This is a genomic window from Rhizobium sp. BK399 (assembly GCF_014194695.1).
Lineage (GTDB): Bacteria > Pseudomonadota > Alphaproteobacteria > Rhizobiales > Rhizobiaceae > Rhizobium.
The window spans coordinates 128981-152721 of sequence record NZ_JACIAH010000007.1 but is presented as its reverse complement, the minus strand read 5'-3'; the positions used below and the strand labels follow the sequence as shown (position 1 = coordinate 152721).

19 protein-coding genes are annotated in these 23741 nt (G+C 60.8%); 14 read left to right on the top strand and 5 right to left on the bottom strand.

Annotation, left to right across the window (positions count from 1 at the left end):
* Positions 1-16 precede the first annotated feature (16 nt).
* The 13 genes from FHT97_RS16695 to FHT97_RS16635 all read left to right on the top strand — a co-directional run bounded on the left by FHT97_RS16695 (position 17) and on the right by FHT97_RS16635 (position 12023).
* Complete coding sequence (locus tag FHT97_RS16695) at positions 17-901, top strand: F0F1 ATP synthase subunit gamma (protein ID WP_183863689.1); 885 nt, start codon at positions 17-19, stop codon at positions 899-901.
* A gap of 23 nt (positions 902-924) precedes the next feature.
* Entirely contained in the window at positions 925-2373 is a 1449-nt protein-coding gene (atpD, locus tag FHT97_RS16690; protein ID WP_183863688.1) for a F0F1 ATP synthase subunit beta, read from the top strand.
* Positions 2373-2609: a hypothetical protein gene (locus tag FHT97_RS16685; RefSeq protein ID WP_016556565.1), complete on the top strand. Its 237-nt coding sequence runs from the start codon at positions 2373-2375 to the stop codon at positions 2607-2609. The genes atpD and FHT97_RS16685 overlap by 1 nt, the downstream gene beginning before the upstream one ends.
* A complete protein-coding gene (locus FHT97_RS16680) occupies positions 2609-3016 on the top strand; it encodes a F0F1 ATP synthase subunit epsilon (protein ID WP_016556564.1) in 408 nt (135 codons plus the stop codon). The genes FHT97_RS16685 and FHT97_RS16680 overlap by 1 nt, the downstream gene beginning before the upstream one ends.
* Positions 3017-3160: 144 nt before the next feature.
* Positions 3161-3628, top strand: coding sequence for a redox-sensitive transcriptional activator SoxR (soxR, locus tag FHT97_RS16675; protein WP_016556563.1), 468 nt, complete (start codon positions 3161-3163; stop codon positions 3626-3628).
* A 64-nt stretch (positions 3629-3692) separates the two neighbouring features.
* Entirely contained in the window at positions 3693-4463 is a 771-nt protein-coding gene (locus tag FHT97_RS16670; RefSeq protein ID WP_183863687.1) for an SDR family oxidoreductase, read from the top strand.
* A 106-nt stretch (positions 4464-4569) separates the two neighbouring features.
* Complete coding sequence (locus FHT97_RS16665) at positions 4570-4911, top strand: metalloregulator ArsR/SmtB family transcription factor (RefSeq protein WP_183863686.1); 342 nt, start codon at positions 4570-4572, stop codon at positions 4909-4911.
* A 70-nt stretch (positions 4912-4981) separates the two neighbouring features.
* Positions 4982-5875, top strand: a complete 894-nt coding sequence (locus tag FHT97_RS16660) for a LysR family transcriptional regulator (RefSeq protein ID WP_183755207.1) — start codon at positions 4982-4984, stop codon at positions 5873-5875.
* Positions 5876-6044: 169 nt separating this feature from the next.
* Positions 6045-6524, top strand: a complete 480-nt coding sequence (locus FHT97_RS16655) for a formate dehydrogenase subunit gamma (protein WP_183755208.1) — start codon at positions 6045-6047, stop codon at positions 6522-6524.
* Positions 6521-8077: an NADH-quinone oxidoreductase subunit NuoF gene (locus tag FHT97_RS16650; protein WP_183863685.1), complete on the top strand. Its 1557-nt coding sequence runs from the start codon at positions 6521-6523 to the stop codon at positions 8075-8077. The genes FHT97_RS16655 and FHT97_RS16650 overlap by 4 nt, the downstream gene beginning before the upstream one ends.
* Before the next feature lie 4 nt (positions 8078-8081).
* A complete protein-coding gene (fdhF, locus tag FHT97_RS16645; protein ID WP_183863684.1) occupies positions 8082-10961 on the top strand; it encodes a formate dehydrogenase subunit alpha in 2880 nt (959 codons plus the stop codon).
* A gap of 2 nt (positions 10962-10963) precedes the next feature.
* Entirely contained in the window at positions 10964-11788 is an 825-nt protein-coding gene (gene fdhD / locus FHT97_RS16640) for a formate dehydrogenase accessory sulfurtransferase FdhD (RefSeq protein WP_183863823.1), read from the top strand.
* On the top strand, positions 11778-12023 hold the full coding sequence (locus tag FHT97_RS16635; protein WP_016556555.1) for a formate dehydrogenase subunit delta: 246 nt from the start codon (positions 11778-11780) through the stop codon (positions 12021-12023). Before fdhD ends, FHT97_RS16635 begins: the two co-directional genes overlap by 11 nt.
* Before the next feature lie 75 nt (positions 12024-12098).
* Here the strand turns inward: FHT97_RS16635 and FHT97_RS16630 are convergent, their stop codons facing one another.
* The 4 genes from FHT97_RS16630 to rocF all read right to left on the bottom strand — a co-directional run bounded on the left by FHT97_RS16630 (position 12099) and on the right by rocF (position 17050).
* Entirely contained in the window at positions 12099-13853 is a 1755-nt protein-coding gene (locus FHT97_RS16630) for a methyl-accepting chemotaxis protein (RefSeq protein ID WP_183863683.1), read from the bottom strand.
* Between the two features lie 307 nt (positions 13854-14160).
* A complete protein-coding gene (locus FHT97_RS16625) occupies positions 14161-14637 on the bottom strand; it encodes a chemotaxis protein CheW (RefSeq protein WP_183863682.1) in 477 nt (158 codons plus the stop codon).
* Positions 14638-14902: 265 nt separating this feature from the next.
* On the bottom strand, positions 14903-16102 hold the full coding sequence (gene rocD / locus FHT97_RS16620; protein WP_183863681.1) for an ornithine--oxo-acid transaminase: 1200 nt from the start codon (positions 16100-16102) through the stop codon (positions 14903-14905).
* A 12-nt stretch (positions 16103-16114) separates the two neighbouring features.
* Positions 16115-17050, bottom strand: coding sequence for an arginase (rocF, locus tag FHT97_RS16615; RefSeq protein ID WP_183863680.1), 936 nt, complete (start codon positions 17048-17050; stop codon positions 16115-16117).
* A 128-nt stretch (positions 17051-17178) separates the two neighbouring features.
* On the opposite strand from rocF, the gene FHT97_RS16610 reads away from it, so the two are divergent.
* Positions 17179-17607 carry an Lrp/AsnC family transcriptional regulator gene (locus FHT97_RS16610; RefSeq protein ID WP_183755215.1) on the top strand — a complete coding sequence of 143 codons (429 nt, stop codon included), beginning with the start codon at positions 17179-17181 and terminating at the stop codon, positions 17605-17607.
* On the opposite strand, the gene FHT97_RS16605 is transcribed toward FHT97_RS16610, so the two are convergent.
* On the bottom strand, positions 17604-23726 hold the full coding sequence (locus tag FHT97_RS16605) for a translocation/assembly module TamB domain-containing protein (protein ID WP_246712658.1): 6123 nt from the start codon (positions 23724-23726) through the stop codon (positions 17604-17606). The genes FHT97_RS16610 and FHT97_RS16605 overlap by 4 nt on opposite strands.
* Between the last annotated feature and the right edge of the window lie 15 nt (positions 23727-23741).

The following is a 23741-nucleotide window of genomic DNA, read 5'->3' as shown; positions in this document are numbered from 1 at the left end:
AAAGGACGGATAACGGATGCCTTCACTTAAGGATCTGAAAAACCGGATCGCCTCCGTCAAGGCGACGCAGAAGATCACCAAGGCGATGAAAATGGTCGCCGCGGCGAAGCTTCGGCGTGCCCAGGAGGCGGCCGAGGCCGCCCGTCCGTACTCGCAGCGCATGGGTGCCGTTCTGGCAAACATCGCCGGTGCGATGACGGAAGCCGACGGTGCGCCTGCGCTGATGACCGGCACCGGCAAGGACCAGGTTCACTTGCTGGTCGTCTGCACTGCCGAGCGCGGTCTGTGCGGCGGCTTCAACTCGCAGATCTCGCGTTTCGCGCGCGATCACGCTCGCAAGCTCATTGCTGAAGGCAAGACCGTCAAGTTCTTCACCGTCGGCAAGAAGGGTTACGACGTTCTGCGCCGTGAATTCGCCTCGCTCATCGCCGAGCGCAAGGAATTGCGCGACGTGAAGAAGGTCTCCTTCGAGAATGCGGATCAGATCGGCAAGCGCGTCATCGAGATGTTCGAAGCCGGCGAGTTCGACGTCTGCACGTTGTTCTATTCCGAATTCAAGTCGGTCATTTCGCAGGTTCCGACGGCACAGCAGCTCATCCCGGCATCGGCCCCCACGGCAGTTGTCCAGGATGCGGAGCATGCCGGCGCAGTCTACGAATACGAGCCGGATCCGGCATCGATCCTCGAGGATCTGATTCCGCGCAACATCTCGGTCCAGATTTTCCGCGCGCTCCTTGAGAACGTCGCCGGTGAAATGGGTGCCAAGATGAGCGCCATGGACAATGCAACGCGCAACGCTGGTGAAATGATCAACAAGCTGACGCTTTCCTACAACCGTCAGCGCCAGGCTCAGATCACCAAGGAACTCATTGAAATCATTTCGGGCGCGGAAGCGCTCTGAGGTTAGGGAAAGAGGGTAAGAAGATGGCTAAGGCAGCTACCCCCAAGAAGGCCGCGGCAGGCTCCGCCGGCAAGGTTACGCAGGTTATCGGCGCCGTCGTGGACGTTGCTTTCGAAGGCGAACTGCCGGCGATCTTGAACGCGCTCGAAACCACGAACGGCGGCAACCGCCTCGTGCTCGAAGTGGCGCAGCATCTTGGTGAAAACGAAGTCCGTACGATCGCCATGGACTCGACCGAAGGTCTGGTTCGCGGTCAGTCGGTTTCCGACACCGGTGGCCCGATCACTGTTCCGGTTGGTCCGGAAACGCTCGGCCGCATCATGAACGTCATCGGCGAGCCGGTTGACGAAGCTGGTCCACTCGTTACATCAGGCAAGCGCGCCATCCACCAGGATGCGCCTGCCTACGTCGACCAGTCGACCGAAGCACAGATCCTCGTTACCGGCATCAAGGTCGTTGACCTTCTCGCTCCTTACGCAAAGGGCGGCAAGATCGGCCTGTTCGGCGGCGCGGGCGTTGGCAAGACCGTTCTCATCATGGAACTGATCAACAACGTCGCCAAGGCGCATGGTGGTTACTCGGTCTTCGCAGGCGTGGGTGAACGTACCCGCGAAGGCAACGACCTTTACCACGAAATGATCGAGTCGGGCGTCAACAAGCATGGCGGTGGCGAAGGCTCGAAGGCAGCCCTCGTTTATGGCCAGATGAACGAACCGCCGGGCGCTCGCGCTCGCGTCGCTCTGACCGGTCTGACGATCGCTGAAGACTTCCGCGACAAGGGCCAGGACGTTCTGTTCTTCGTCGACAACATCTTCCGCTTCACCCAGGCAGGTTCGGAAGTGTCGGCTCTGCTCGGCCGTATTCCTTCCGCCGTTGGTTACCAGCCGACGCTCGCCACCGACATGGGCCAGATGCAGGAACGCATCACGACCACGACGACGGGCTCGATCACCTCGGTTCAGGCCATTTACGTTCCGGCCGACGACTTGACCGACCCTGCTCCGGCAACGTCGTTCGCCCACCTTGATGCAACGACCGTTCTGTCGCGCTCGATCGCTGAAAAGGGTATCTACCCGGCCGTTGACCCGCTCGACTCCACGTCGCGCATGCTCGACCCGATCGTCGTCGGCGAAGAGCACTACGAAGTGGCTCGTAAGGTTCAGTCGACGCTGCAGCGCTACAAGGCCCTGCAGGACATCATCGCGATCCTGGGCATGGACGAACTGTCCGAAGAGGACAAGCTGGCCGTTGCCCGCGCCCGCAAGATCGAGCGCTTCCTGTCGCAGCCGTTCTTCGTCGCTGAAGTCTTCACCGGTTCGCCGGGCAAGCTCGTAGCGCTCGAAGACACGATCAAGGGCTTCAAGGGCCTGGTCAACGGCGAATACGACCACCTGCCGGAAGCTGCCTTCTACATGGTCGGCTCGATGGAAGAAGCTATCGAGAAGGCCAAGAAGCTGTCCGCAGCTGCCTGATGAGCGACGCTCTCAACGAGATCTTCTGCTGCGACGCCCTTCGGGAGGTCGCAGCAGAGCTTCCCGCCCCTGCTGCCCCGACGATCTACAGATCGGACGACGGCAAGATGATGATGGTGGTGGGATTGATCCAGACCGAAGAGGGTCTTGGGTATCTTGATCAAGCGATAGTGCACTGCCCGTTCTGCGGGACCAATTTGCAAGATACAGAAGCTGCCGAGAAGGTAAGTCACTGATGGCTGACAATTTCAATTTTGAACTCGTATCTCCCGAGCGTCTGCTCCTTTCGGAGATGGTGACCGAAGTTGTCATTCCGGCAACCGACGGCGAGATGACCGTTATGGCGAACCACGCCCCGACGATGACGACGATCAAGCCAGGCATCGTCAGCGTTCGTTCGGCCAACGGCTCGAAGCAGGACTACGTTGTTTTCGGCGGTTTCGCCGACATTCTGCCGACAGGCTGCACGCTGCTGGCAGAGTCTGCCGTCATTGTTCAGGATCTCTCCAAGGACGAACTGACGCTGCGCATTGAGGCGGCACAAAGAGAAATCGCAGATGCCGTTCATCACGAGCACAAGTCGCGCCTCGAACACTACATCATGGAACTGACGCACCTTCGGGGTGTGATCGACCAAGACTAACCCGTGCCCGTCACGGTGTCATGAGGCGGCCTTTTAGGGCCGCCTTTTTGTTTTCCGGGACCCCTTGGCTCCCGGTGTTCCGATGGCCTTTCGGTCACGCGAACGTTCGGCTACAACACCTCAAGTTACATTGAGGTCGATGTCATGGAAGAGGGCTCCCCCAATCCGTTCCGAAAGCTGCTGACGGTTGGCGAGGTCGCGGAGCGCAGCGGTCTTGCCGTCTCTGCGCTGCATTTCTACGAAGCGAAGGGTCTCATCTCCAGTATTCGTTCGCGTGGCAACCAGCGCCGCTTCGGCCGTGATGTGCTTCGTCGCCTCGGGATCATCAAGGTCGCGCAGCGCGTAGGCATCCCCCTGGCGGAGATTCAGGCGGCTTTCGAAACATTGCCTCAGGGCCGCACGCCGACCGCTGGCGATTGGCAGCGCCTGTCCCTCCTATGGAAGCAAGACCTCGATGTTCGCATTGATCGGCTCGTCGCCCTGCGCGATCGGTTGACGGATTGCATCGGCTGTGGTTGCCTCTCGGTTGAAAGCTGCCCACTGCGCAATCCGTATGACCGGCTGGCTAAAGATGGGCCGGGTCCGCGTCTGCTGGAAACCAACGACGTCTAAGTGACGTTCCCCTTGCGTATTAACACACTATGGAAGCCGTAGACGGCGCGTCCCGGAGGAATGAATGTTTCACCCCAAGCTGTTCGAAAGCCGCAATGTGGTGGTCACCGGCGGCGGCAGGGGCATTGGCCTCGAAGTCGCGCGGCAATTTCTCGATTGCGGCGCCCGCGTGCTGGTGCACCTCGGGCGAAGCGCCGAGCGTGATTTGCCGGACTTCTTGCTGACGGCGGAGGAGGACCGCCGGGCGTTTCTTGTTACAGCCGATTTTTCGACACCGGGTGGCACGACAGGATTCGCTGAAAAGGTGCGCGCCACGTTCGATCGCGTCCACGCATTGATCAACAATGCCGGCACCATGGTCGGACGCTTTCCCGCCGATGCGTTGACCGACGAGCAATACGAGACGATCGTCCGGTTGAACCAGACCTCGGTGGTTGAGGTAACGCGAGCTCTTTTGCCGGCGCTACGTGCATCGCAGCAGGCGGCGATTGTCAACACGGTCTCGATTTCGGCGCTGACGGGCGGCAGCCCCGGTTCCGCGATCTACTCGGCGTCGAAGGCATTTGTAGCAACCTATTCGAAGGCGCTAGCAAGGGAGCTCGCGCCGGACGGCATCCGCGTCAACTGCGTTTCACCGGGAACGATCGAAACCGACTTCCACCAACGGTATTCGTCGGCAGAAAAGCTTGAGCAGACCCGCAAGACCATTCCGCTGCAGCGATTGGGCACCTCGGAAGATTGCGCACCCGCCTATCTCTTCCTTTCGGCGCCTTCGCTTTCCGGTTACATCACGGGTCAAGTGCTTGAGATCAATGGTGGCCAGCTGATCTGCTGAGCTGGCGGGACTTTTTTTGGCATTTTGACAGATCCAAACAGCTGGTTGCTGCGAATATGTTATTGTCACGCTTCATACATATTGTTTATGCAACCAGAGATAAAGAATGCATTTGCCTACACCGGGATCGGGCATGGCCGATCGGGATCTGCAGAAGCTCTCTGCTAGAGCGCGGGAAGCGAGCGACTTTCTCAAGGCACTTTCCCATCATACGCGGCTGATCATTCTCTGCCTTCTGACGGAGGGAGAGAAGACTGTGGGCGAGCTCGAGGAGAGCCTTGGCATTCAGCAAGCAATGGTGTCGCAGCAGCTGGCGCGCTTGCGTTTGGATGGTCTCGTCTCCAGCCGCCGGGACGGACGTCTCATCTATTACAGTGTTGCCCATCCCGATACGACGGGGCTGCTACGTTTCCTGTTGGCGATGTTTCCGGGGAAGCAGGACAACTGACAACCGGCCTTGCGGACCGGTCCGCTGGACGTGAAGATGACGGTGTGCCGCAGTTCGGCGCGGAGGCCGGATGATCGACAAGCTGGAATTCTTTATCGCGCTCGCCAACGAGAAACATTTCGGCCGCGCAGCCGAGGAATGCGGTATTTCGCAGCCGACGTTGTCCGCCGCCATTCGTCAGCTCGAGGATCAGCTCGGCGTGATGCTGGTGCAACGCGGCTCGCGCTTCCAGGGGCTGACGCCTGAGGGCCAACGCGTGCTCGAATGGGCGCGGCGCATTGTCGGCGATGCCCGCACGATGCGCGAGGAGATGCGGGCGGCGCGCAAGGGGCTTTCAGGCCATATCAAGATCGCCGTCATCCCGACAGCGCTGGCGATGCTGCCGCGCATTACGACGCCATTTCAGGAGCGGCACCCCGATGTGACGTTTTCCATCGTCTCCCGCAATTCCCTGCAGGTGCTCAGCATGCTGGAAAATCTCGAGATTGATGCGGGGATCACCTATCTGGAGAATGAGCCCCTTGGGCGGGTGACGAGCGTGCCGCTCTATGCCGAGCAGTACAACCTGATTACCGCCGCCGGCAGCCCTTTGTCCGATCGCGATAGCGTTACCTGGAAGGAAGTGGGTAGTCTTCGGCTTTGCCTATTGACGGCGGACATGCAGAACCGCCGTATCATCAATCATCACCTGGCTGAAGCCGGTGTTACGGCACATCCGACGCTCGAGTCAAACTCGATGATCGTGCTCTTTTCCCATGTTCGTACTGGGCGCTGGGCGAGCATCATGCCGCGCAATGTCGCGAAATCCTTTGGCTTTCCGGCAGAAATACGGATGATTCCAATCACCGAGCCGCGAGCGCATCACCTTGTCGGCCTGGTTGCGACGCATCGTGAGCCGTTCACGCCGTTGGTCTCGGCTCTGTTGCATGAGGCCCGAATTCTCGCCGAAGAACCGGAATTCTGATAGGAATCTCCTATCGTTTGACGGAACAGCATTATTGATCGCTTCGTCCATCCCTGAGAAAGTTCTATAATGAACAGACGTGAGCGGTTCTGTCGGCCATAGGGTTCTGAGGAAAGCCCGCCTGCCCAGCGTCGCCACGTGCAATTTGCAGGCCGTGGGAGGGCTGCTGATGAACATCCACGTCGCCAAGGGCGATATCGCAACGCGCACGATCGCGATCATCGATCAACTCAAGCATCTCGAAGGGCCGTTGCTGCCGATCCTGCACGAGATTCAGGATGAGTTCGGCTATGTCCCGCAAGAGGCGCTGCCCGTTATCGCGAACGAGCTGAACCTTTCGCGCGCCGAGGTGCATGGTGTCGTCAGCTTCTATCATGATTATCGCGATCATCCCGCCGGCCGGCATGTGCTGAAGCTCTGTCGTGCAGAAGCCTGCCAATCGATGGGTGGCGACGCGCTGGCCGAGCGCGTGAAGGTTCTGCTTGGCGTCGACTGGCACGGCACGACGCCTGACGGAGCGATCACCCTCGAGCCCGTCTTCTGTCTTGGGCTCTGTTCGTGCTCGCCGTCCGCGATGATGGACGGCGAGGTACATGGCCGAGTAGACGCCGCCGATCTCGAGGCGCTGATTTCGGAGGCACGTCGATGACCGTCCGGATCTATGTTCCCTGTGATGCGGCGGCCCTGGCGCTGGGTGCAGAACGCGTCGCTAAAGCGATCGCCGAGCAGATTGCCGCTCGTGGCCTCGATGCCAAGATCGTGCGCAATGGCTCGCGCGGCATGCACTGGTTGGAGCCGCTGGTCGAGGTCGAAGTCTCCGGAAAGCGCATCGGTTACGGTCCCGTCAAGGTGAAGGATGTCGTTTCGCTGTTCGATGCGGGCTTGGCCACGGGCGAGGGTCATCCCCTCTGTCTTGGCGAAGTGGCCGAACTGCCGTTCCTCAAGCGCCAGACACGCCTGACCTTTGCCCGCTGCGGCATCACTGATCCGCTCTCGCTTGATGACTACGAGGCTCACGGTGGCCTCGCCGGCCTGCGTCGCGCGGTTTCGATGCTGCCGACTGATGTCGTCAAGGAAGTTACCGATTCCGGCCTGCGTGGCCGCGGTGGCGCGGGCTTCCCGACTGGTATCAAGTGGAAGACGGTGCTCGACGCGCCTGGCGAGCGCAAATACATCGTCTGCAATGCGGACGAAGGCGACAGCGGCACCTTCGCCGACCGGATGATCATGGAAGGCGATCCCTTCGTGCTGATCGAAGGCATGGCGATTGCCGGCCTTGCGACGGGCGCCACCAAGGGCTTCATCTACACGCGGTCGGAATATCCGCATGCGATCGCGGCGATGAGCCGGGCAATCGATATCGCGCGCAGTGCCGGCATCCTCGGTACGTCGGTTTTGGGCTCGGGCAAGACCTTCGATATGGAAGTCCGCACCGGCGCGGGCGCTTATGTCTGTGGCGAGGAGACGGCGCTCCTGAACAGCCTTGAAGGCAAGCGCGGCATCGTGCGCGCCAAGCCGCCGCTACCGGCCCACAAGGGCCTCTTCGACTGTCCAACCGTCATCAACAATGTCATTTCTCTCGCTTCCGTGCCCGTGATCATGGACAAGGGAGCAGCCTACTACCGCGACTTCGGCCTTGGCCGCTCACGCGGCACCATTCCGATCCAGATCGCCGGCAATGTGAAACATAGTGGTCTGTTCGAGACCGCATTCGGCATTTCGCTCGGCGAGCTGATCGATGACATTGCTGGCGGAACCGCATCCGGGCGGCCGGTGAAGGCAGTTCAGGTCGGCGGTCCGCTTGGCGCGTACTTCCCGCGCGCCCTGTTCGATACGCCATTTGACTACGAGTCTTTCGCGGCGAAGGATGGGTTGATCGGCCACGCCGGGATCGTCGTCTTCGACGAAAGTGCCGACATGCTGAAGCAGGCCCGCTTCGCGATGGAATTCTGCGCCGTCGAAAGCTGCGGCAAGTGCACGCCTTGCCGCATCGGCTCGACGCGTGGCGTCGAAACGGCGGACAAGATTGCCCGCGGCATCGAACCGGAAAAGAATCGCGAGCTGCTTGCCGATCTCTGCAACACCATGAAATTCGGGTCGCTCTGCGCGCTCGGGGGCTTCACGCCTTATCCGGTCATGAGCGCGATGACGCACTTCCCCGAAGATTTCGTTCCCACACCTCTCATCGAAGCGGCGGAGTAAGACCATGCCTCTCGTCCATGAAACCGATTACGGCACGCCGGCCTCGACCTCCGAAACGATGGTGACGCTCACCATCGACGGCAACCAGGTGACTGTGCCCGAGGGAACGTCCGTCATGCGCGCATCGATGGATGCGGGTATCGAAATTCCGAAGCTCTGCGCCACCGACATGATGGATGCTTTCGGCTCCTGCCGGCTCTGTCTGGTCGAGATCCAGGGGCGCGCGGGCCTTCCTGCGTCCTGCACGACGCCCGTTGCGCCGGGCATGGTGGTCTCGACGCAGACGAACCGGCTGAAGGACGTTCGCAAGGGCGTGATGGAGCTCTACATCTCCGACCATCCGCTCGACTGTCTGACCTGTGCTGCCAACGGCGATTGCGAGCTGCAGGACATGGCGGGAGCCGTCGGCCTGCGCGACGTGCGCTATGGCTATGATGGCGACAATCACGTCAAAGCGCGCAACAACGGCGACCTCAATCTCAAATGGGCGCCGAAGGACGAATCAAACCCCTATTTCACCTTCGATCCCGCGAAGTGTATCGTCTGCTCGCGCTGCGTGCGCGCCTGCGAGGAAGTCCAGGGTACGTTCGCACTGACCATCGAGGGCCGCGGCTTCGATTCGCGCGTTTCGGCCGGCATGCATGAGGATTTCGTCTCGTCTGAATGCGTTTCCTGCGGCGCCTGCGTGCAGGCCTGCCCGACAGCGACGCTAATCGAAAAGTCGGTCATCGAGATCGGCCAGCCGGAGCATTCCGTCGTTACGACCTGCGCCTATTGCGGCGTCGGCTGCTCCTTCAAGGCGGAGATGCGCGGCGAAGAGCTGGTGCGCATGGTGCCTTGGAAGGACGGGCAGGCGAACCGCGGCCACTCCTGCGTCAAGGGGCGCTTCGCCTATGGCTATTCCAGCCACAAGGAGCGCATCCTCAATCCGATGATCCGCGAGAAGATCACCGATCCCTGGCGCGAAGTGAGCTGGGACGAGGCCTTCGCGCATGTCGCCTCCGAATTCCGCCGCATCCAGTATCAGTATGGCCGCGACTCGGTCGGCGGCATCACCTCGTCTCGCTGCACGAACGAGGAGACCTATCTGGTTCAGAAGCTGGTGCGTGCCGGCTTCCGCAACAACAACGTCGATACATGCGCTCGCGTCTGCCATTCGCCAACCGGATACGGCCTCGGCCAGGCTTTCGGCACGTCCGCCGGCACGCAGGACTTCGACAGCGTCGAGCAGAGCGACGTCGTCGTCATCATTGGCGCTAATCCGACCGACGGCCATCCGGTCTTTGCCTCGCGCCTGAAGAAGCGGCTGCGTCATGGCGCCAAGCTTATCGTCATCGATCCGCGCCGCACCGATATCGTGCGTTCGCCCCATGTCGAGGCGTCCTATCATCTACCGTTGAAGCCCGGCACGAACGTCGCGATCCTGACGTCGCTGGCGCATGTCATCGTCACCGAGGGATTGTTCAACGAGGCCTTCATTCGCGAGCGTTGCGACTGGTCCGAATTCGAGGACTGGGCAAGTTTCGTCGCCGAACCGCATCACAGCCCTGAAGCATCGGAGAAATTCACCGGCGTCCCGGCCGATCGCGTGCGCGGCGCTGCGCGTCTCTATGCCAAGGGCGGTAATGGCGCAATCTATTATGGTCTCGGTGTAACCGAACACAGCCAGGGGTCGACAACTGTCATGGCGATCGCCAACCTTGCGATGGTGACCGGCAATATCGGTCGTCCCGGCGTCGGTGTGAATCCACTGCGCGGCCAGAACAATGTTCAGGGTTCGTGCGACATGGGCTCCTTCCCGCACGAACTGCCCGGCTATCGTCACATCTCCGATGACGCGACGCGCGACATCTTCGAGAAGCTCTGGGGCGTCAAGATCAGCAATGAGCCGGGGCTGCGCATTCCGAACATGCTGGATGCAGCGGTCGATGGGTCGTTCAAGGGCCTCTACGTCCAGGGTGAGGATATCCTGCAGTCAGACCCCGATACGAAGCACGTCGCGGCCGGCCTTGCCGCCATGGAGTGCGTCGTCGTTCACGACCTCTTCCTGAACGAGACGGCGAACTACGCGCATGTCTTCCTGCCGGGCTCCAGCTTCCTGGAGAAGGATGGGACGTTCACCAACGCCGAGCGCCGTATCAACCGCGTTCGCAAGGTCATGAGCCCCCGCAACGGCTATGCCGATTGGGAGGTCACGCAGAAGATGGCGCAGGCCATGGGCCTTGGTTGGAACTACACGCATCCTTCCGAGATCATGGACGAGATCGCCGCGACGACGCCGAGCTTTGCGCTCGTCTCCTACGACTATCTCGACAAGATGGGCTCTGTGCAATGGCCCTGCAACGAAGCGCATCCCGAGGGGTCGCCGATCATGCATGTCGATGGCTTCGTCCGCGGCAAGGGCAAGTTCATCCGCACCGAGTACGTTGCAACCGATGAGCGGACCGGGCCGCGCTTCCCGCTGCTGCTGACGACGGGCCGCATCCTCAGTCAGTACAATGTTGGCGCGCAGACGCGCCGTACAGAAAACGTCGTCTGGCATCCGGAGGACCGTCTGGAGATCCATGCACACGATGCCGAACAGCGCGGCATTCGCGATGGCGACTGGATCAAGCTGATGAGCCGCTCGGGCGATACGACCCTGCGCGCGCTGATCACCGATCGCGTGGCGCCCGGTGTCGTCTACACAACCTTCCACCATCCAGACACGCAGGCGAACGTCATCACGACAGATTTCTCCGACTGGGCCACCAACTGCCCGGAATACAAGGTCACGGCTGTGCAGGTTTCGCCCTCGAACGGCCCGACCGATTGGCAACGTGACTACGACGAGCAGGCACGGCAGAGCCGTCGGATCGTCAGCAAACTGGAGCCCGCAGAGTGACGATTGACCGGCCGAACCGCGTTGCCGTGAAGCGCACCGCCTGTAGCGGCGGTGTCGTCACGCCCGGCGAGCGGATCGTTCCGGAGGAGGTGCCGATCGCCTTTTCCTATGGTGGCAGCACGCATGCGGTGATGATGGGAACACCTGCGGACCTCGAGGATTTTGCGATTGGTTTCAGCCTCACCGAGGGGATCATTTCCGAAGTCGATCAGATCGCGGGAGTCGAGATTGTCGCGGGCGATAAGGGCATCGACGTTCAGATCACGCTGGTCGATGAGGTCGCTACGGCACTGACAGCACGGAGACGCAGCATGGCCGGACCGGTCGGCTGCGGCCTCTGCGGCATAGAGTCGATCGAACAGGCTGTTCGCAAGGTGCCCGATGTGGCGGCAGTCCCTCTTAAGATTACCCATCGAGACATCATCGAATCCGTTTCGCTGCTGAATGGCGCACAGCCGCTGCATCGCGAAACGCGCGCGGTACATGGAGCCGGCTTCTACGTGCCGGGCAAGGGACTACTTGCGGTGCGCGAAGATGTCGGTCGTCACAATGCACTCGACAAGCTTTGCGGCGCGGTGATTGCCCAACCGCAGCCGGGAGCTGAGGGCATCGTCGCCGTCACCAGCCGTCTGTCCGTCGAGATGGTGCAGAAGGCGGCCATCCTCGGCAGTCCGGTGCTCGTGGCTATCTCGGCACCGACCGCGCTTGCCATCCGAACGGCCGATGAGGCCGGCATGACCCTCGTCGCCTTGGTGCGCGGCGAGGATTTCGAAGTTTTCACGCATCCACAGCGCATCCAACCGGGAACCATCTCCGATGTCGCATGATACGCAGTCCAAACTGGTTTATATGGCCAATCAGATCGCGACGTTCTTCAAGAGCCAGCCGGAGAGCGAAGCCGCGGAGGGTGTGGCGACGCATATCAACAAATTCTGGGAGCCGCGCATGCGGCGGCAACTGTTCGAGATCATGGAACGGGAAAGCCATGGCCTCAATCCGCTCGTCGTGCAGGCCGCCCCTTTGATCAAACGCCCCGAGGCTGCGGCGACAGTATCGCACTAGAGTGCTTCGGTGGGTGCAGAACAGCCGGCAGCGAGTTTCGCTGCCGGCCGTTTTTAATCGAGCGTTTTGGGTGATCTAGAATTCTTCCCAGCTGCCGACGGCCGGAAGGGCGGCCCCATGCGCCTTGGCAACGCGAGCGATCAGATGACGTGCCGGAGAGGCCGGATGTTTCTGCACGGTCCTTGGACTATGGGCTTCGTCAAGGCGGAATTGAGCCAGCAGCCGGCGCAGTGCCTCCGCTTCGCCAGCCAGCTTGTGGCTTGCTGCCGTGCTCTCTTCGACCATGGCTGCATTCTTTTGTGTTGCTTGGTCCATGGAATTAACGGCCTGATTAATTTCCTTGAGACCGGTCGCCTGCTCTTTGGAGCCTTCGACGATCGCTGCCACATTCACGTTGATATCGCCAACCTGCGCCACGATCGTCTCCAACGCCTTTCCGGTCTCGCCGACCAGATTGACGCCGTTTCTCACCAGCTCACTTGACGTCGTGATCAGGGACTTGATCTCCTTTGCCGCACTTGCCGAGCGTTGCGCGAGTTCGCGGACTTCCTGAGCGACGACGGCAAAGCCCTTGCCAGCCTCACCGGCGCGGGCTGCTTCGACGCCCGCGTTCAGCGCCAGGAGATTGGTTTGGAAAGCAATGTCGTCGATCACGCCGATGATATTGGTGATCTCACGTGAAGATTGCTCGATCTGGTCCATGGCAGAGACGGCATTGCGGACAACCAGGCCGGATTGTTCGGCACCCTGCTTCGTCTTGGCAACCAGTTTCCCAGCTTCGTCGGCGCGGTGGCTGGAGTCATTGACCGTGGTGGTGATCTCTTCGAGCGCCGCAGCGGTTTCCTCAATCGATGAGGCCTGCTGTTCCGTACGCTTTGAAAACGAATCGGCGGCGGAACCGATCTCACGGGAGCCGGCGGCAATCGCATGGACGCTTTCGCCGATGGTCTTCACGGTCTCGGCGAGCTTGATGACAGTCGCGTTGAAGTCATGGCGAAGCTGTTCCATCGACGGCACGAAGGGCAAGTCGACCGTTTTCGTCAGATCGCCTTCGGAGAGATGGCGCAGCGCTTCGCCGAGCTGGCTAATCGCGCTCATTCGTTGGGTTACGTCGGTCGCAAACTTCACGACCTTGTAGACCTTGCCGTTTGCGTCCTTGATTGGGTTATAGGCTGCCTGGATCCAGATTTCCTTGCCGCCCTTGCCGTAACGAACGAATTCGTTGGAGATGAACTCGCCCTGTGCGAGACGGCGCCAGAAGTTTGCGTATTCCTCCGTCCGGGTATACGCCGGGTCACAGAACATGCCGTGATGCTTGCCGGTGATCTCAGTGAGCGAGTAACCCATCGCACTGCAAAAGTTCTCGTTTGCCGTCAGGATTTCGCCGGTAGGGGTAAATTCGATGGCAGCCTGAGACCGCGAAATGGCATCCAGCTTGCCCGCATCGTCGATGGACTTCTTCTTCACGTCCGTGATATCAGCCGCGAACTTGACGACCTTGTAGGGCCTGCCGTACTTGAAGACCGGGTTGTAGGAGGCTTGGATCCAGATTTCGCGGGCACCCTTCGCAAGCCGCTTGTAGGCGCCGGCATCATATTCGCCACGGCCGAGACGGGCCCAGAATTCGCGGTATTCCGCAGTGGCGGTGTAAGCTGGATCACAGAACATGCTGTGATGTTTGCCGACGATCTCCGGTAGGCTGTAGCCAAGCGCACCACAGAAATTCTCATTGGCCGCGAGTACGTTGCCCTTCAGGTCGAACTCGATGATGGCCTGTGACTTCGAAATGGCATCAAGAACATACTTAGAATCAGGCGATAGACCGAACATTCCCCATCCCTCGTGATGCAGGCGCCGATTTCGGCGTCAGCCAGTGAAGAAGCTCGCGGGCACATTAACCTCAAGGGATACACAAGGGAGACCGATCCGTCCTGCGGCGCCTACTATAGAGGGAGAATAACCAGCGACTTCACAACCGATGATGAAGTGGGGGCGGTTAATGAGATATGTATAAGAAATAGCGAATTTAATATTCGTTCTACAGTAGAACTTGTGATCGATTTCTTATAATGATTGTATCTGTCAACAAAAAGCCCCTCTCGAAGAGGGGCTTTTATCTTTGGGTCCAGTGATGGTGTCAGGCGGCGAGCTCGTCGGTTTCGCTTTCCTTGAACATCTTGGCGAGGTTGAGGAAGCAGATCATGCCATTTTCGGAGGCGATGATACCTTCGCAATAAGCCCGGTCAAAGGACGCTGTGACTTCCGGAACCGGCTGCACCTGGCTGGAAGAGATCGTCAGGATATCCGAGACGCGATCGACCAGCATGCCGATGACCATGTTGTGGACCTCGGCCACGACAATGGCGCTGCGCTCGTTGGCCACGGTGCTCTTCATGCCGAGCTTGAACGCGAGGTCGATGATCGGGATGACGGAGCCGCGGAGGTTCATGACGCCGATGACGTCCGCCGGCGCATGCGGAATCGGTGTCGATGGTGCCCAGCCGCGGATTTCGCGAATTGTCGTCGTCTTAACGCAGAATTCCTGATCGTGCAGTCTGAAGGCAATGATCTCCAGCGTATCGCCGCTGAAGTTCGTGGAATTGATCGTAGCCATGAGTATTGTCCCAACCGTCAAAAGCCAGGGCAGAAGCAACCGCGCCACCATTGGCGCGGATGGACTTTGCCTTCAAACCGCGCGTGTCTCCCGAGGAAGGATTAACGATACGGTTACTCCGGACCTTAACGAAAGAGTGTTGCCCAAATCTAAACTGAGGCAGCTGATTTCTGGTCAGGCGCTCGGTTGGGTTGGATCTCGGAATGAGGAGAAGCTACGTGGAAACGGCGGGATGACCTTCCCGCCGCATTGTCCGTTCGCTGCCTCAGGCGAGGGTCTTCTCGATCTGCTCGACGGCCCAGTCGACCTGGCTCTTGGTGATGACCAGCGGCGGGGCGAGGCGGATCGTGTTCTCGTGGGTGTCCTTGGCGAGTAGGCCGCGATCCTTGAGGGTGTAGCAATACTGGCGGGCGCCGCCGGCTTCCGGCACGAGCTCGACCGCCATCATCAGTCCGCGACCGCGCACGTCCTTGACGATGTTGGAGCGGATGGAGCGCAGCCCTTCCAGGAAATAGTTGCCCATCTTTTCGGCGTTCTCGATCATGCCTTCTTCGGTCAGCACCTTGAGCGCGGCGCGCGCCACGGCGCAGGCAAGCGGGTTGCCGCCGAATGTCGAGCCATGTTGCCCAGGCTTCAGAACACCAAGCACCTCGGAATTGGAAAGCACCGCTGAAACCGGATAGAAGCCGCCGGAGAGCGCCTTGCCGATCAGGGTGACGTCGGCCTCGATTCCCTCGTGCTCTTCGGCCAATAGCTTGCCGGTGCGTCCGAGGCCAGTCTGGATCTCGTCAAGGATCAGAGTCACCTTGTTTTCGGTGCAGAGTTCGCGCACGCGCTTGAAGTAACCTGACGGCGGGATGATGACACCGGCCTCGCCCTGGATCGGCTCGATCAGCGCTGCGACCGTGTTCTCGTTGATGGAGGCAGCGAATGCGTCGGCGTCGCCGAAAGGTATTGTCCGGAAGCCGGGCGTGTAGGGGCCAAAGCCGGTACGGGCGTCGGGGTCGGTCGAGAAGCTGATTATGCTTAGCGTGCGGCCATGGAAATTGTCGGCGCAAACGATGATCTCGGCCTTGCCCTCAGGCACGCCCTTCACCTCGTAGCCCCACTTCCGCACAGCCTTGATGGCGGTTTCGACAGCCTCGGCGCCCGAGTTCATCGGCAGGATCTTATGCGAGCCTGTCAGCGCCGCGAGTTCCTCGTAGAGATGCGCGAGCTGGTCGTTGCGGAAGGCACGCGAGGTCAGCGTCAGCTTGCCGGCCTGCTCGACCATTGCCGCCAGGATCTTGGGGTGGCAATGCCCTTGGTTGACTGCGGAATAGGCCGATAGGCAATCAAGATACTGCTTGCCGTCCGTATCCCAGACATAGACACCTTCGCCCCGGGTCAGCACGACATCGAGCGGCTTGTAGTTGTGGGCGCCCAGGCGCTGTTCGGTATCGATCAGATTCTTGGAATTGCTCATGGTCGGCTCTCCTCAGGCAGCGCGGGTCGGACGGTCGAAGATGCGGCGGCCGAACAGACTTGCCGTCAGTTCCACCAGGATCCGCGCGCTCTTACCGCGATCGTCGAGGAAGGGGTTGAGTTCGACAAGATCGAGCGAGGAGACGAGGCCGCTGTCGCAGAGCATTTCCATGATGAGATGCGCCTCCCGGAAGGTTGCACCGCCAGGCACTGTTGTACCGACGCCAGGGGCGATCTCGGGATCGAGGAAATCGACATCAAGGCTCACATGCAGCAGACCGTTTGCATCGGAGACCGCGCCGAGCACCTGGCGGATCGCCGCGGCAACGCCCTGTTCGTCGAGCCAGCGCATGTCGAAGACGTTGACGCCGTGTTCCTTGATCAGATCCCGCTCCGGCGCATCCACCGATCGGATACCGACCTGGAAGACGTTCTGGGGATCGACGAACGGACGGTCCTTCGGCAGGATTTCCGCGAGTTCGGCCTTGCCGCAGAAATAAGCGACCGGCATGCCGTGAATGTTGCCGGAGGGCGACGTCGCAGGCGTATTGAAATCGGAATGGGCATCGAGCCACAGCACGAAGAGCGGCCTACCTTGCTCTGCCGCATAGCGAGCCATGCCGGATACGGTGCCCATGGACAGGCTATGATCGCCACCGAGAATCAGCGGAAAGCGCCCGGCCGTCGCGGCCTCGTAGACGCCAGCTTCGAGCGCGCGGGTGAATGCGCCGACGACGCGCAGATTATGTGCTTTCGGATGGTTCGGCAGATCGCGTGCCGGAATGACATGCACGTCACCGGCATCGACGACATCATGACCAAGATCGATCAGCGTCTGGTCGACGCCTGCGATGCGAAGTGCGGCCGGACCCATCGCGGCGCCCCTGCGTCCCGAACCCTCTTCCAGCGGTGCTCCGATGAGCGTGACCGATCTTGCTTGTGGCTGCATGCGTCTTCTCCAGCTCGCGTTTCGGAAAGCATATTGAAATATCGGCACGGCGACAAAAAGATGAAAAAGTGCCGATAATGCGCTACGATTGATCAGTTTGATAAGTGCATTTTGACAAAGTGGCAGCCATGGACGATCTCGATCAGGAACTTCTCAGCGCTCTGCGGCACAATGCACGTACGCCAGTCTCTTCGCTAGCGGCAATGACGGGTGCATCTCGCGCGACAGTCGCAGCCCGCATCGATCGGTTGGTTGCTAATGGCACCATCACGGCATTCACCGTGCGCACCGGCCATGAAACCCGCGCCGCGGGCGTGCGCGCGATTGTCATGATCGAGGTACTCGGGAAGCTGGCGGACAAGGTCGCCGATCAGCTTCGCGGTTTGCCGCAAGTGCGTGCCCTGCACAGCACCAACGGCAAATGGGATTTCATCGCCGAACTCGAGGATCGCGATCTCGTCGCCTTCGACGAAACGCTGAGGCGCATCCGGCTGATCAATGGGATCAATACCACGGAAACCAATATCCTACTGAAGACCAGCAAGACCAGCTTTTAATACTCGTGCTCGTAGACGACGCCCGCCTCTCCCTCGCCATCTCCACCTGCGCCGGCACGCAACTTCACGCCGCGGCCGACATCGAAATTGATGATCGCCTTGGCGCCGCCCTTGCCGGTGGTCTGCTGCAGTTCGAAATAGGTCCGGTCGTTGAGATAGCGGCCAACGCTGACACTGGTGCGGCCTTTGGCATCGGTACTGACGTCGAAGTCATCGACGCCGAGCTGGTTGCGAAGGCCCTGGAACAACGATCCGGAACGGCCGCCGGCCAGCTGGCTGACTGCATCGGCGAGCTGGGCGATTTGAACCGGCGACAGCCTGGACATCGACTGGCCGAAGATCAGCTGCGCCAGAACCTCGTCCTGCGGCAAGGCCGGCGACGACGAGAAGGTGATTGAGGGGTCCGTGGCCAGTCCCGCCACATTGACCGTCAGTGTCGTTGAGCCGGACGTCGAGCTGGCTTCCATATCGAGGGCGGGGGTGAGATCGCCGGCGAAGCTGATCCGGCTTCTGTTGGTGAAATCGAGGCGCCGGTTGAGAATCGTCATGCGCCCGCGCCGCATGGTGAAACCACCCGAAACGATCGGCGCCGCCGCCGTTCCCCGAATCGTGACGCTACCACCGAGTTCAGCATCGATACCGCGGCCGCGCACGAAGATCTGCGAGGGTGCGTCCAACTGAAGATCGAGATTGATGGTGTTGGACTTCGCGCGTGCCCCTTGCTGGGTCTCGTCGCGCAGCTGGGCGAGAACACTTTTCGGGGCGTTTATGTGCCTGATGTCGATCTCACGCAGCGAGGTCGGCAGTCTCTCTGGGACGGTGATCGAGGCTCTTTCGAGCCGCAGCCTGCCGTTCAGGGTGGGGTTTGCGAGTAGCGGACCGCGCAAGCCGATCGTGCCATCGACGGTCGCCACGACGAGCGTTCCATCGACATAGACGGCCCTATCGAGCCTGACGTCGATATTGGCGGGGAAATTGGAAGCGGGCTGTATCCCGACGCTGCCAGAAACCGAGATGCTGCCGCCGCTGGCGAGCTGACCGGTGAGCCGGGAGATGACGGCTTCGTTGCCGTTGAACCGGATGTCTGCCGCGAGATTGTTGATCGCAAGGTTGCGCCGGACATCGACGAACCTCGCGCCGCTGGTCGCCACGGTCCCGTTGATGGACGGGGCGGCGGCGGTTCCGGCGATCTGCAGATTGAGGTTGGCAGTGCCATCGGCGACGAAACCCTGGGCCGCGAGTTGTGAGCCGAGGACCGCGAATGGCAGACTGCCGGAAAAGCGCATGTCCAAGGCGCGATTGCCGGTAATGGTGACGCTGCCGCCGCCGCGCAGGGATAGGCCGCTGTCGCCGGCCACATTGGTGTCGATGGTCAGCCGGTTGTCCTGCAGTCTTCCGTTCGCAGCGATGCTAAGCGGCGAAAGCCCAGCACTTCTGGTCTGGCTAGTCGCTGCCCCTCTCCAGTCAAGGTTGAAGTCCACAGCAGGCACCGGCAGCCTGCCCGATGCCCTGACGGTGCCCGAAATATTGCCTTCGGCCGCAAGCCCAGGAACGAATGCGTTGGCAAGCCCGGCGGGAAGATTGGAGATGTCAGCATTGACCGTCAGCGATTGGGCGTTCTGCCCGGCGATGATGAAGTTGCCGCCGGCCTTCATCGACACGCCGGTGCCGCTGAGGTTCGTCGTAAAATCGAGCCTACCGTTCGCAAGCTTTCCGCCTGCATTTACTGAAAGCGGCCGGATGCCGGATGCCCGTGTCTGCGTGGTTGCCGCGTCCTTCCAATCCAGGTTGAAGTCGATGATCGGATTGCTCGGAGTCCCAGACGTCTTTGCCGTGCCTGAGATGGTCCCTTCCGCTCCCAGACCAGGGACAAATCCGTTGGCGAGGCTCGCGGGAAGATTCGCGATGTCGGCATCGACCGATAGACCCTGGACGCTCGCTCCCTGCAGGTTTGCCGTTCCCTTTGCCCTCAGGAGGCTGCTGCGACTGCTGGTCAGGGTGGCATCGAAGGCGATCTTGTTATCCGCGACATTGCCGGACGCATTCAGCGTGAGGCCCGAAAGGCCGGCCGCCCTGGTCTGGCGGGTCCCTGCATTGTTCCAGTTGAGCTTGAAATCGACGGCGGGAATCGGGAGGGAGCCGGACGCGGTCGCCGTGCCCGATATCGTTCCCTCGGCACCAAGATCGGGGGCAAAGTTGTTCACCAGCGCGGCGGGAAGGTTGCTCAGTGTCGCATCCGCCTGCAGGCTCTTCACGGTCGTACCTTCGAGAGTAACCTTGCCGTTCGCCGACAGAGCGGAACCTGCATCGCCAGTCAGATTTGTCTGGAAGTCGAGCACATTGTTGGCGAATGTGCCCTTGGCGCCGAGCACGAGGCTAGAGAGCCGAGCAGCCTTGGTTTGGGCAGTCGCGAGGTCCTTCCAAGTCAGGTCGAAGCTTGCCGTCGGCCGTTGCAGTGTACCTGACGCGGATGCCGTGCCCGAGACCGTGCCGCTGGCGCCGAGACCGGATACGAAGGCGTTTGCGAGGCTCGCTGGAACGTTGCGTATCGTTGCATCAGCAGTGAGGTTTTCGATTGTCGTTCCTGCCAGCGAGACATTGCCGGAGGCGTTCAGCGCCATACCGCCATTGGCCGTAAGGTCGACCTGGACGTTCAATTTTTCATCGGCGAAGTTGCCCTTCGCTGCCAAGCGCATGCCCGAAAGGCGCGCTGCCCTGGTGTGGCTGGTGGCGGCGTCTTTCCAGGTGAGATCGAAGGTTGCCGCTGGCTTCGGCAACTTGCCGGTGGCCGATATGGTTCCCGATATCATGCCTTCTGCGGCAAGATTCGGAACAAACCCGTTGGCGAGAGCGGCCGGAATGTTGGCGATCTGCCCATCGAGTTTCAGTGTTTGAGCCTCGGCGCCGGCGACGACGAAATTGCCGCTTGCCTGCAGTGACATGCCGCCGCTGCCACGTGCGTCGGCATCGAAGTTGAGAATGTTGTCCTTGAGATTGCCGCTCGCCGTCAGCCCAAGCGATGAGAGCTTCGCACTTCGGGTCTGGCTCGTTGCGGCATTCTTCCAATTCAGTTTGAAGTCCAGCGTCGGTGCTGGCAGCTTTCCGGCTGCGGTGACGTTGCCCGAGATCGAACCTTCGGCAGCCAGGTCCGGAACGAATGCGTTCGCCAAGCCCGCTGGGATGTTGATGATATCCGCATCGACCTTCAGCGATTGCGCATCCGGGCCGCCAGTGACGACACTGCCGGCGGCTTTCAGCGAGACTCCGCCTTTGCCGTTGGCGTTCGTTTCAAAGTCCAGCGTGTTGTTGGCAAACGTCCCGCTTGCATCGATCGCCAGGGGCGAAAGGCCGGCGCCCTTTGTCTGGCTCGTGGCCGCGTCCTTCCAATCCAGGTCGAAATTGGCGATGGGTGCCGCTGGCGTTCCGGTCACGGCAACCTTGCCCGAGATCGTGCCTGCGGCATCGAGCTTCGGAACGAAGCTATTGGCCAGGCTTGCGGGCAGGTTCCGGATGTCAGCCTTGATATCGAGAGTTTCGCCGACCGTGCCGCTGACGTGAACCGAGCCGTCGCCGGTCTTCAGTTCGACGGCGCTCAGCGTCACCGTGCTGCCACTGATCGACACCTCTGACGGCGATGCAAGCTCTACCTGGATGTTGCGGGGTTTGGCCAAGAAGCGGTCCAGGCGAAGCAGCGTCGTGCCGGCGTTCACTTCGACGCTGCCGGATGCGACCAACGGATTGGCGTCATAGGTGGCGCCGAGATCGAAGTTTGTCCGGTTCTGCTGCTGCGTGAAATTGAGCGCCAGGCTCTCCGCCTTGTTAGGCCCGGAGGCAAGCTCCTGCGCGGTGATTGTGCCCGTCGCGGCAAAAGCCTTGAGGTCGGTAACAGCGACGTTGATATCGGGGCCGACGATTGCAAAGGTATCGCGCTTCAGGCCGCTGCCGGATGCGACGACTTTGAGGGCGATCTTACCGCTGTCGTTGGCAATATCGACCGATCCCTTCAGGTCACCTTCCGCCTTCTGTCCGCCCAGTGCCGCGAGAAGGCCGATATCCGGAAAGTCAAACGTCGCCTGTCCGGTCGGCTCGAAAGCAGGTGACAGTTCGAGGTGGCCGGTCAGTCGGTTTTTGCCAACGTCGCCGGCAATCGACGGAAGCTGCACCTTCCCGTGGACGATCTGAACTGCCGTGGCGACGTTGATTGGCTGGTTGTCGATCGCGCCCCTCGCCGTGATTTGCGCCTTTGGCGCATTAGGGTCGGCCGTTCCGGAAAGATTGAGCTCGAGTTGCTTGACCTGACGCCCGGCCATCACGAGCGACGGCCCCTTGATGTTAGCCGCTACCGCGAGAGCAGAGACATTCCCCTTTGCGCTCAGCTGATAGTTCAGCTCGCCCGATGCGGTTTCCAGCAGCGCCTGAACGTTGGGAATGCGACCGGAAAGGTTGGCGTCGAGGTTCTCCTCGTCGAGCACCACTTGGCCGGTCGCTTCGAGCGCGTTCGACTTGATGGAGAGGTTCGAGATGTTGAACTTCGAGGGAATCGTTCCCGCAACCTGACCCTCGATGACGATCGGAGCATTGAAACGGGTTGCGACCGCCGGCGGCAGTACGGCCGGTTGAGCAGTCAGCTTGATGTTGCCCGTAATCGCGCTGGCGCTCAGCTTATAGGAGCCGTTGAGGTTTGCATTCGCTGCCGCGCTTTCGATCGTGGCACCGTTGAAGCCGAGCGCGTCCGGGGAGATCTGCAACGGCAGCGTGATCGTGACCGGGCCTTTGATGGCACGATCGATGTCGGGATTGACGAATGACGTGTCACCTGCGGCAAGCGTAATCTGAACGCTTCCCGTGCGACCGGCGAGATTGAAGTTGTCGCTCTTGGCGGTCAGCTTCACGTTGCCCATCGTCGCCTGTGGCAAGGCGGCCGAATCGAGCGAGGCGCTGGCATTAAGGCGGGAAGCCTTCGCGTCGCCCGTCAACGAAAGATTGATACCCGCTACCAGGAGACGGGCTTCACCGTCAGCCAGAGGCCAGCGGAAATCAACCGGCCCGGACGTTCCCAACAGATTGGCGTTAAGACTGTTGTTGCCTTTTGGATCGAGCGTGCCTGATGCCGCGATGACAACGGCGCCGGTCGCCAGATTGCCGGTCTGGATGTCGATCTTGCCCCTATTGTCGAAGTTCGCGGCGACGTCGATGTTCGTCTGTCCCGCAAAGAGCGGACGGAAGGCGGCCGGCAGCAGCGAGCTGAGGTCGCCGCCGCCCTTCAGGTCAAGGTGATGAAGGTTCTCCGGCGTCAGGGTGTGATGCGCCTCGATCGAGGCGCGTTGCTGTCCATCGAGAGCGGCCTGCAGCTGTCCCCGCCAATCCGAGAGGGGTCCGTCTCCCGTCAAGCCAATCTCCACCGCCGGGTTGCCAGGCAGCCCCAGCAGGCCAGCGAGCAGCCCACCCTTCGGTTCCGTCAGCTTTGCCTTGAGCCGCAACTGATTGCGGTCCGGTAGGAAGGCGGCATCTGCGATCAGCTTGGCATCCGGGGCATCGTGCCGATGCACGTTGATCGACGCATTGCCCCCGTCATTGTCGGCCCGCATGCTGCCGTCCGCGGCAAGCGAGAAAGCCCGTCCGATCAGAGGTTGAGCAAGGTTGATTTCCGGCAGGGCGATCTTGTCGATGTCGATCTTGACCGGCAACGAAAAGCCGGTGTCGGCTTCGCCTGTTGCGGCCGGGCGCGACGGTAGCGTGCGCACCGGCTGCCGCAGCACGTGAATAGCCGTAGCTTCAATGCTTCTTGCATGGAACCTGCCGGTAAGGAGCGCGAGCGGATTCCAGCTTATGGCAAGGCCATCGACCTGAGCGAAGACGCCCTTGGTGTCGGAGAGCACAATCTGGCTCGCCCGCAGGCCACCCGTCAGCAGTCCCTCCGGCTCCTGAACCTTGATGGTCATGTCCCGGTTGGAGATGCTGGAGGCGACCCTGTCGGTGATGATGCGCGCGCCAAAGGATGTGAAGCCGAAAACACCGATGGCGATGGCAAGCAGGATGAGGAGGGTGCCGACGGAATAGCCGAGCAGCCGCACGATCCAGTTCAAGATTTTCGCCAGTGTCTGCATGGGCGCGGACATTACTCCGTTTCTGTG

Coding starts and splice junctions, on each gene's coding strand:
- FHT97_RS16605 (WP_246712658.1), bottom strand. CDS start 23,726: ATGTCCGCGCCCATGCAGACACTGGCGAAAATCTTGAACTGGATCGTG.
- rocF (WP_183863680.1), bottom strand. CDS start 17,050: ATGCAGCCACAAGCAAGATCGGTCACGCTCATCGGAGCACCGCTGGAA.
- FHT97_RS16625 (WP_183863682.1), bottom strand. CDS start 14,637: ATGGCTACGATCAATTCCACGAACTTCAGCGGCGATACGCTGGAGATC.
- FHT97_RS16670 (WP_183863687.1), top strand. CDS start 3,693: ATGTTTCACCCCAAGCTGTTCGAAAGCCGCAATGTGGTGGTCACCGGC.
- FHT97_RS16695 (WP_183863689.1), top strand. CDS start 17: ATGCCTTCACTTAAGGATCTGAAAAACCGGATCGCCTCCGTCAAGGCG.
- FHT97_RS16660 (WP_183755207.1), top strand. CDS start 4,982: ATGATCGACAAGCTGGAATTCTTTATCGCGCTCGCCAACGAGAAACAT.
- rocD (WP_183863681.1), bottom strand. CDS start 16,102: ATGAGCAATTCCAAGAATCTGATCGATACCGAACAGCGCCTGGGCGCC.
- FHT97_RS16650 (WP_183863685.1), top strand. CDS start 6,521: ATGACCGTCCGGATCTATGTTCCCTGTGATGCGGCGGCCCTGGCGCTG.
- FHT97_RS16685 (WP_016556565.1), top strand. CDS start 2,373: ATGAGCGACGCTCTCAACGAGATCTTCTGCTGCGACGCCCTTCGGGAG.
- soxR (WP_016556563.1), top strand. CDS start 3,161: ATGGAAGAGGGCTCCCCCAATCCGTTCCGAAAGCTGCTGACGGTTGGC.
- fdhF (WP_183863684.1), top strand. CDS start 8,082: ATGCCTCTCGTCCATGAAACCGATTACGGCACGCCGGCCTCGACCTCC.
- FHT97_RS16610 (WP_183755215.1), top strand. CDS start 17,179: ATGGACGATCTCGATCAGGAACTTCTCAGCGCTCTGCGGCACAATGCA.
- FHT97_RS16630 (WP_183863683.1), bottom strand. CDS start 13,853: ATGTTCGGTCTATCGCCTGATTCTAAGTATGTTCTTGATGCCATTTCG.
- FHT97_RS16655 (WP_183755208.1), top strand. CDS start 6,045: ATGAACATCCACGTCGCCAAGGGCGATATCGCAACGCGCACGATCGCG.
- FHT97_RS16665 (WP_183863686.1), top strand. CDS start 4,570: ATGCATTTGCCTACACCGGGATCGGGCATGGCCGATCGGGATCTGCAG.
- FHT97_RS16680 (WP_016556564.1), top strand. CDS start 2,609: ATGGCTGACAATTTCAATTTTGAACTCGTATCTCCCGAGCGTCTGCTC.
- atpD (WP_183863688.1), top strand. CDS start 925: ATGGCTAAGGCAGCTACCCCCAAGAAGGCCGCGGCAGGCTCCGCCGGC.
- FHT97_RS16635 (WP_016556555.1), top strand. CDS start 11,778: ATGTCGCATGATACGCAGTCCAAACTGGTTTATATGGCCAATCAGATC.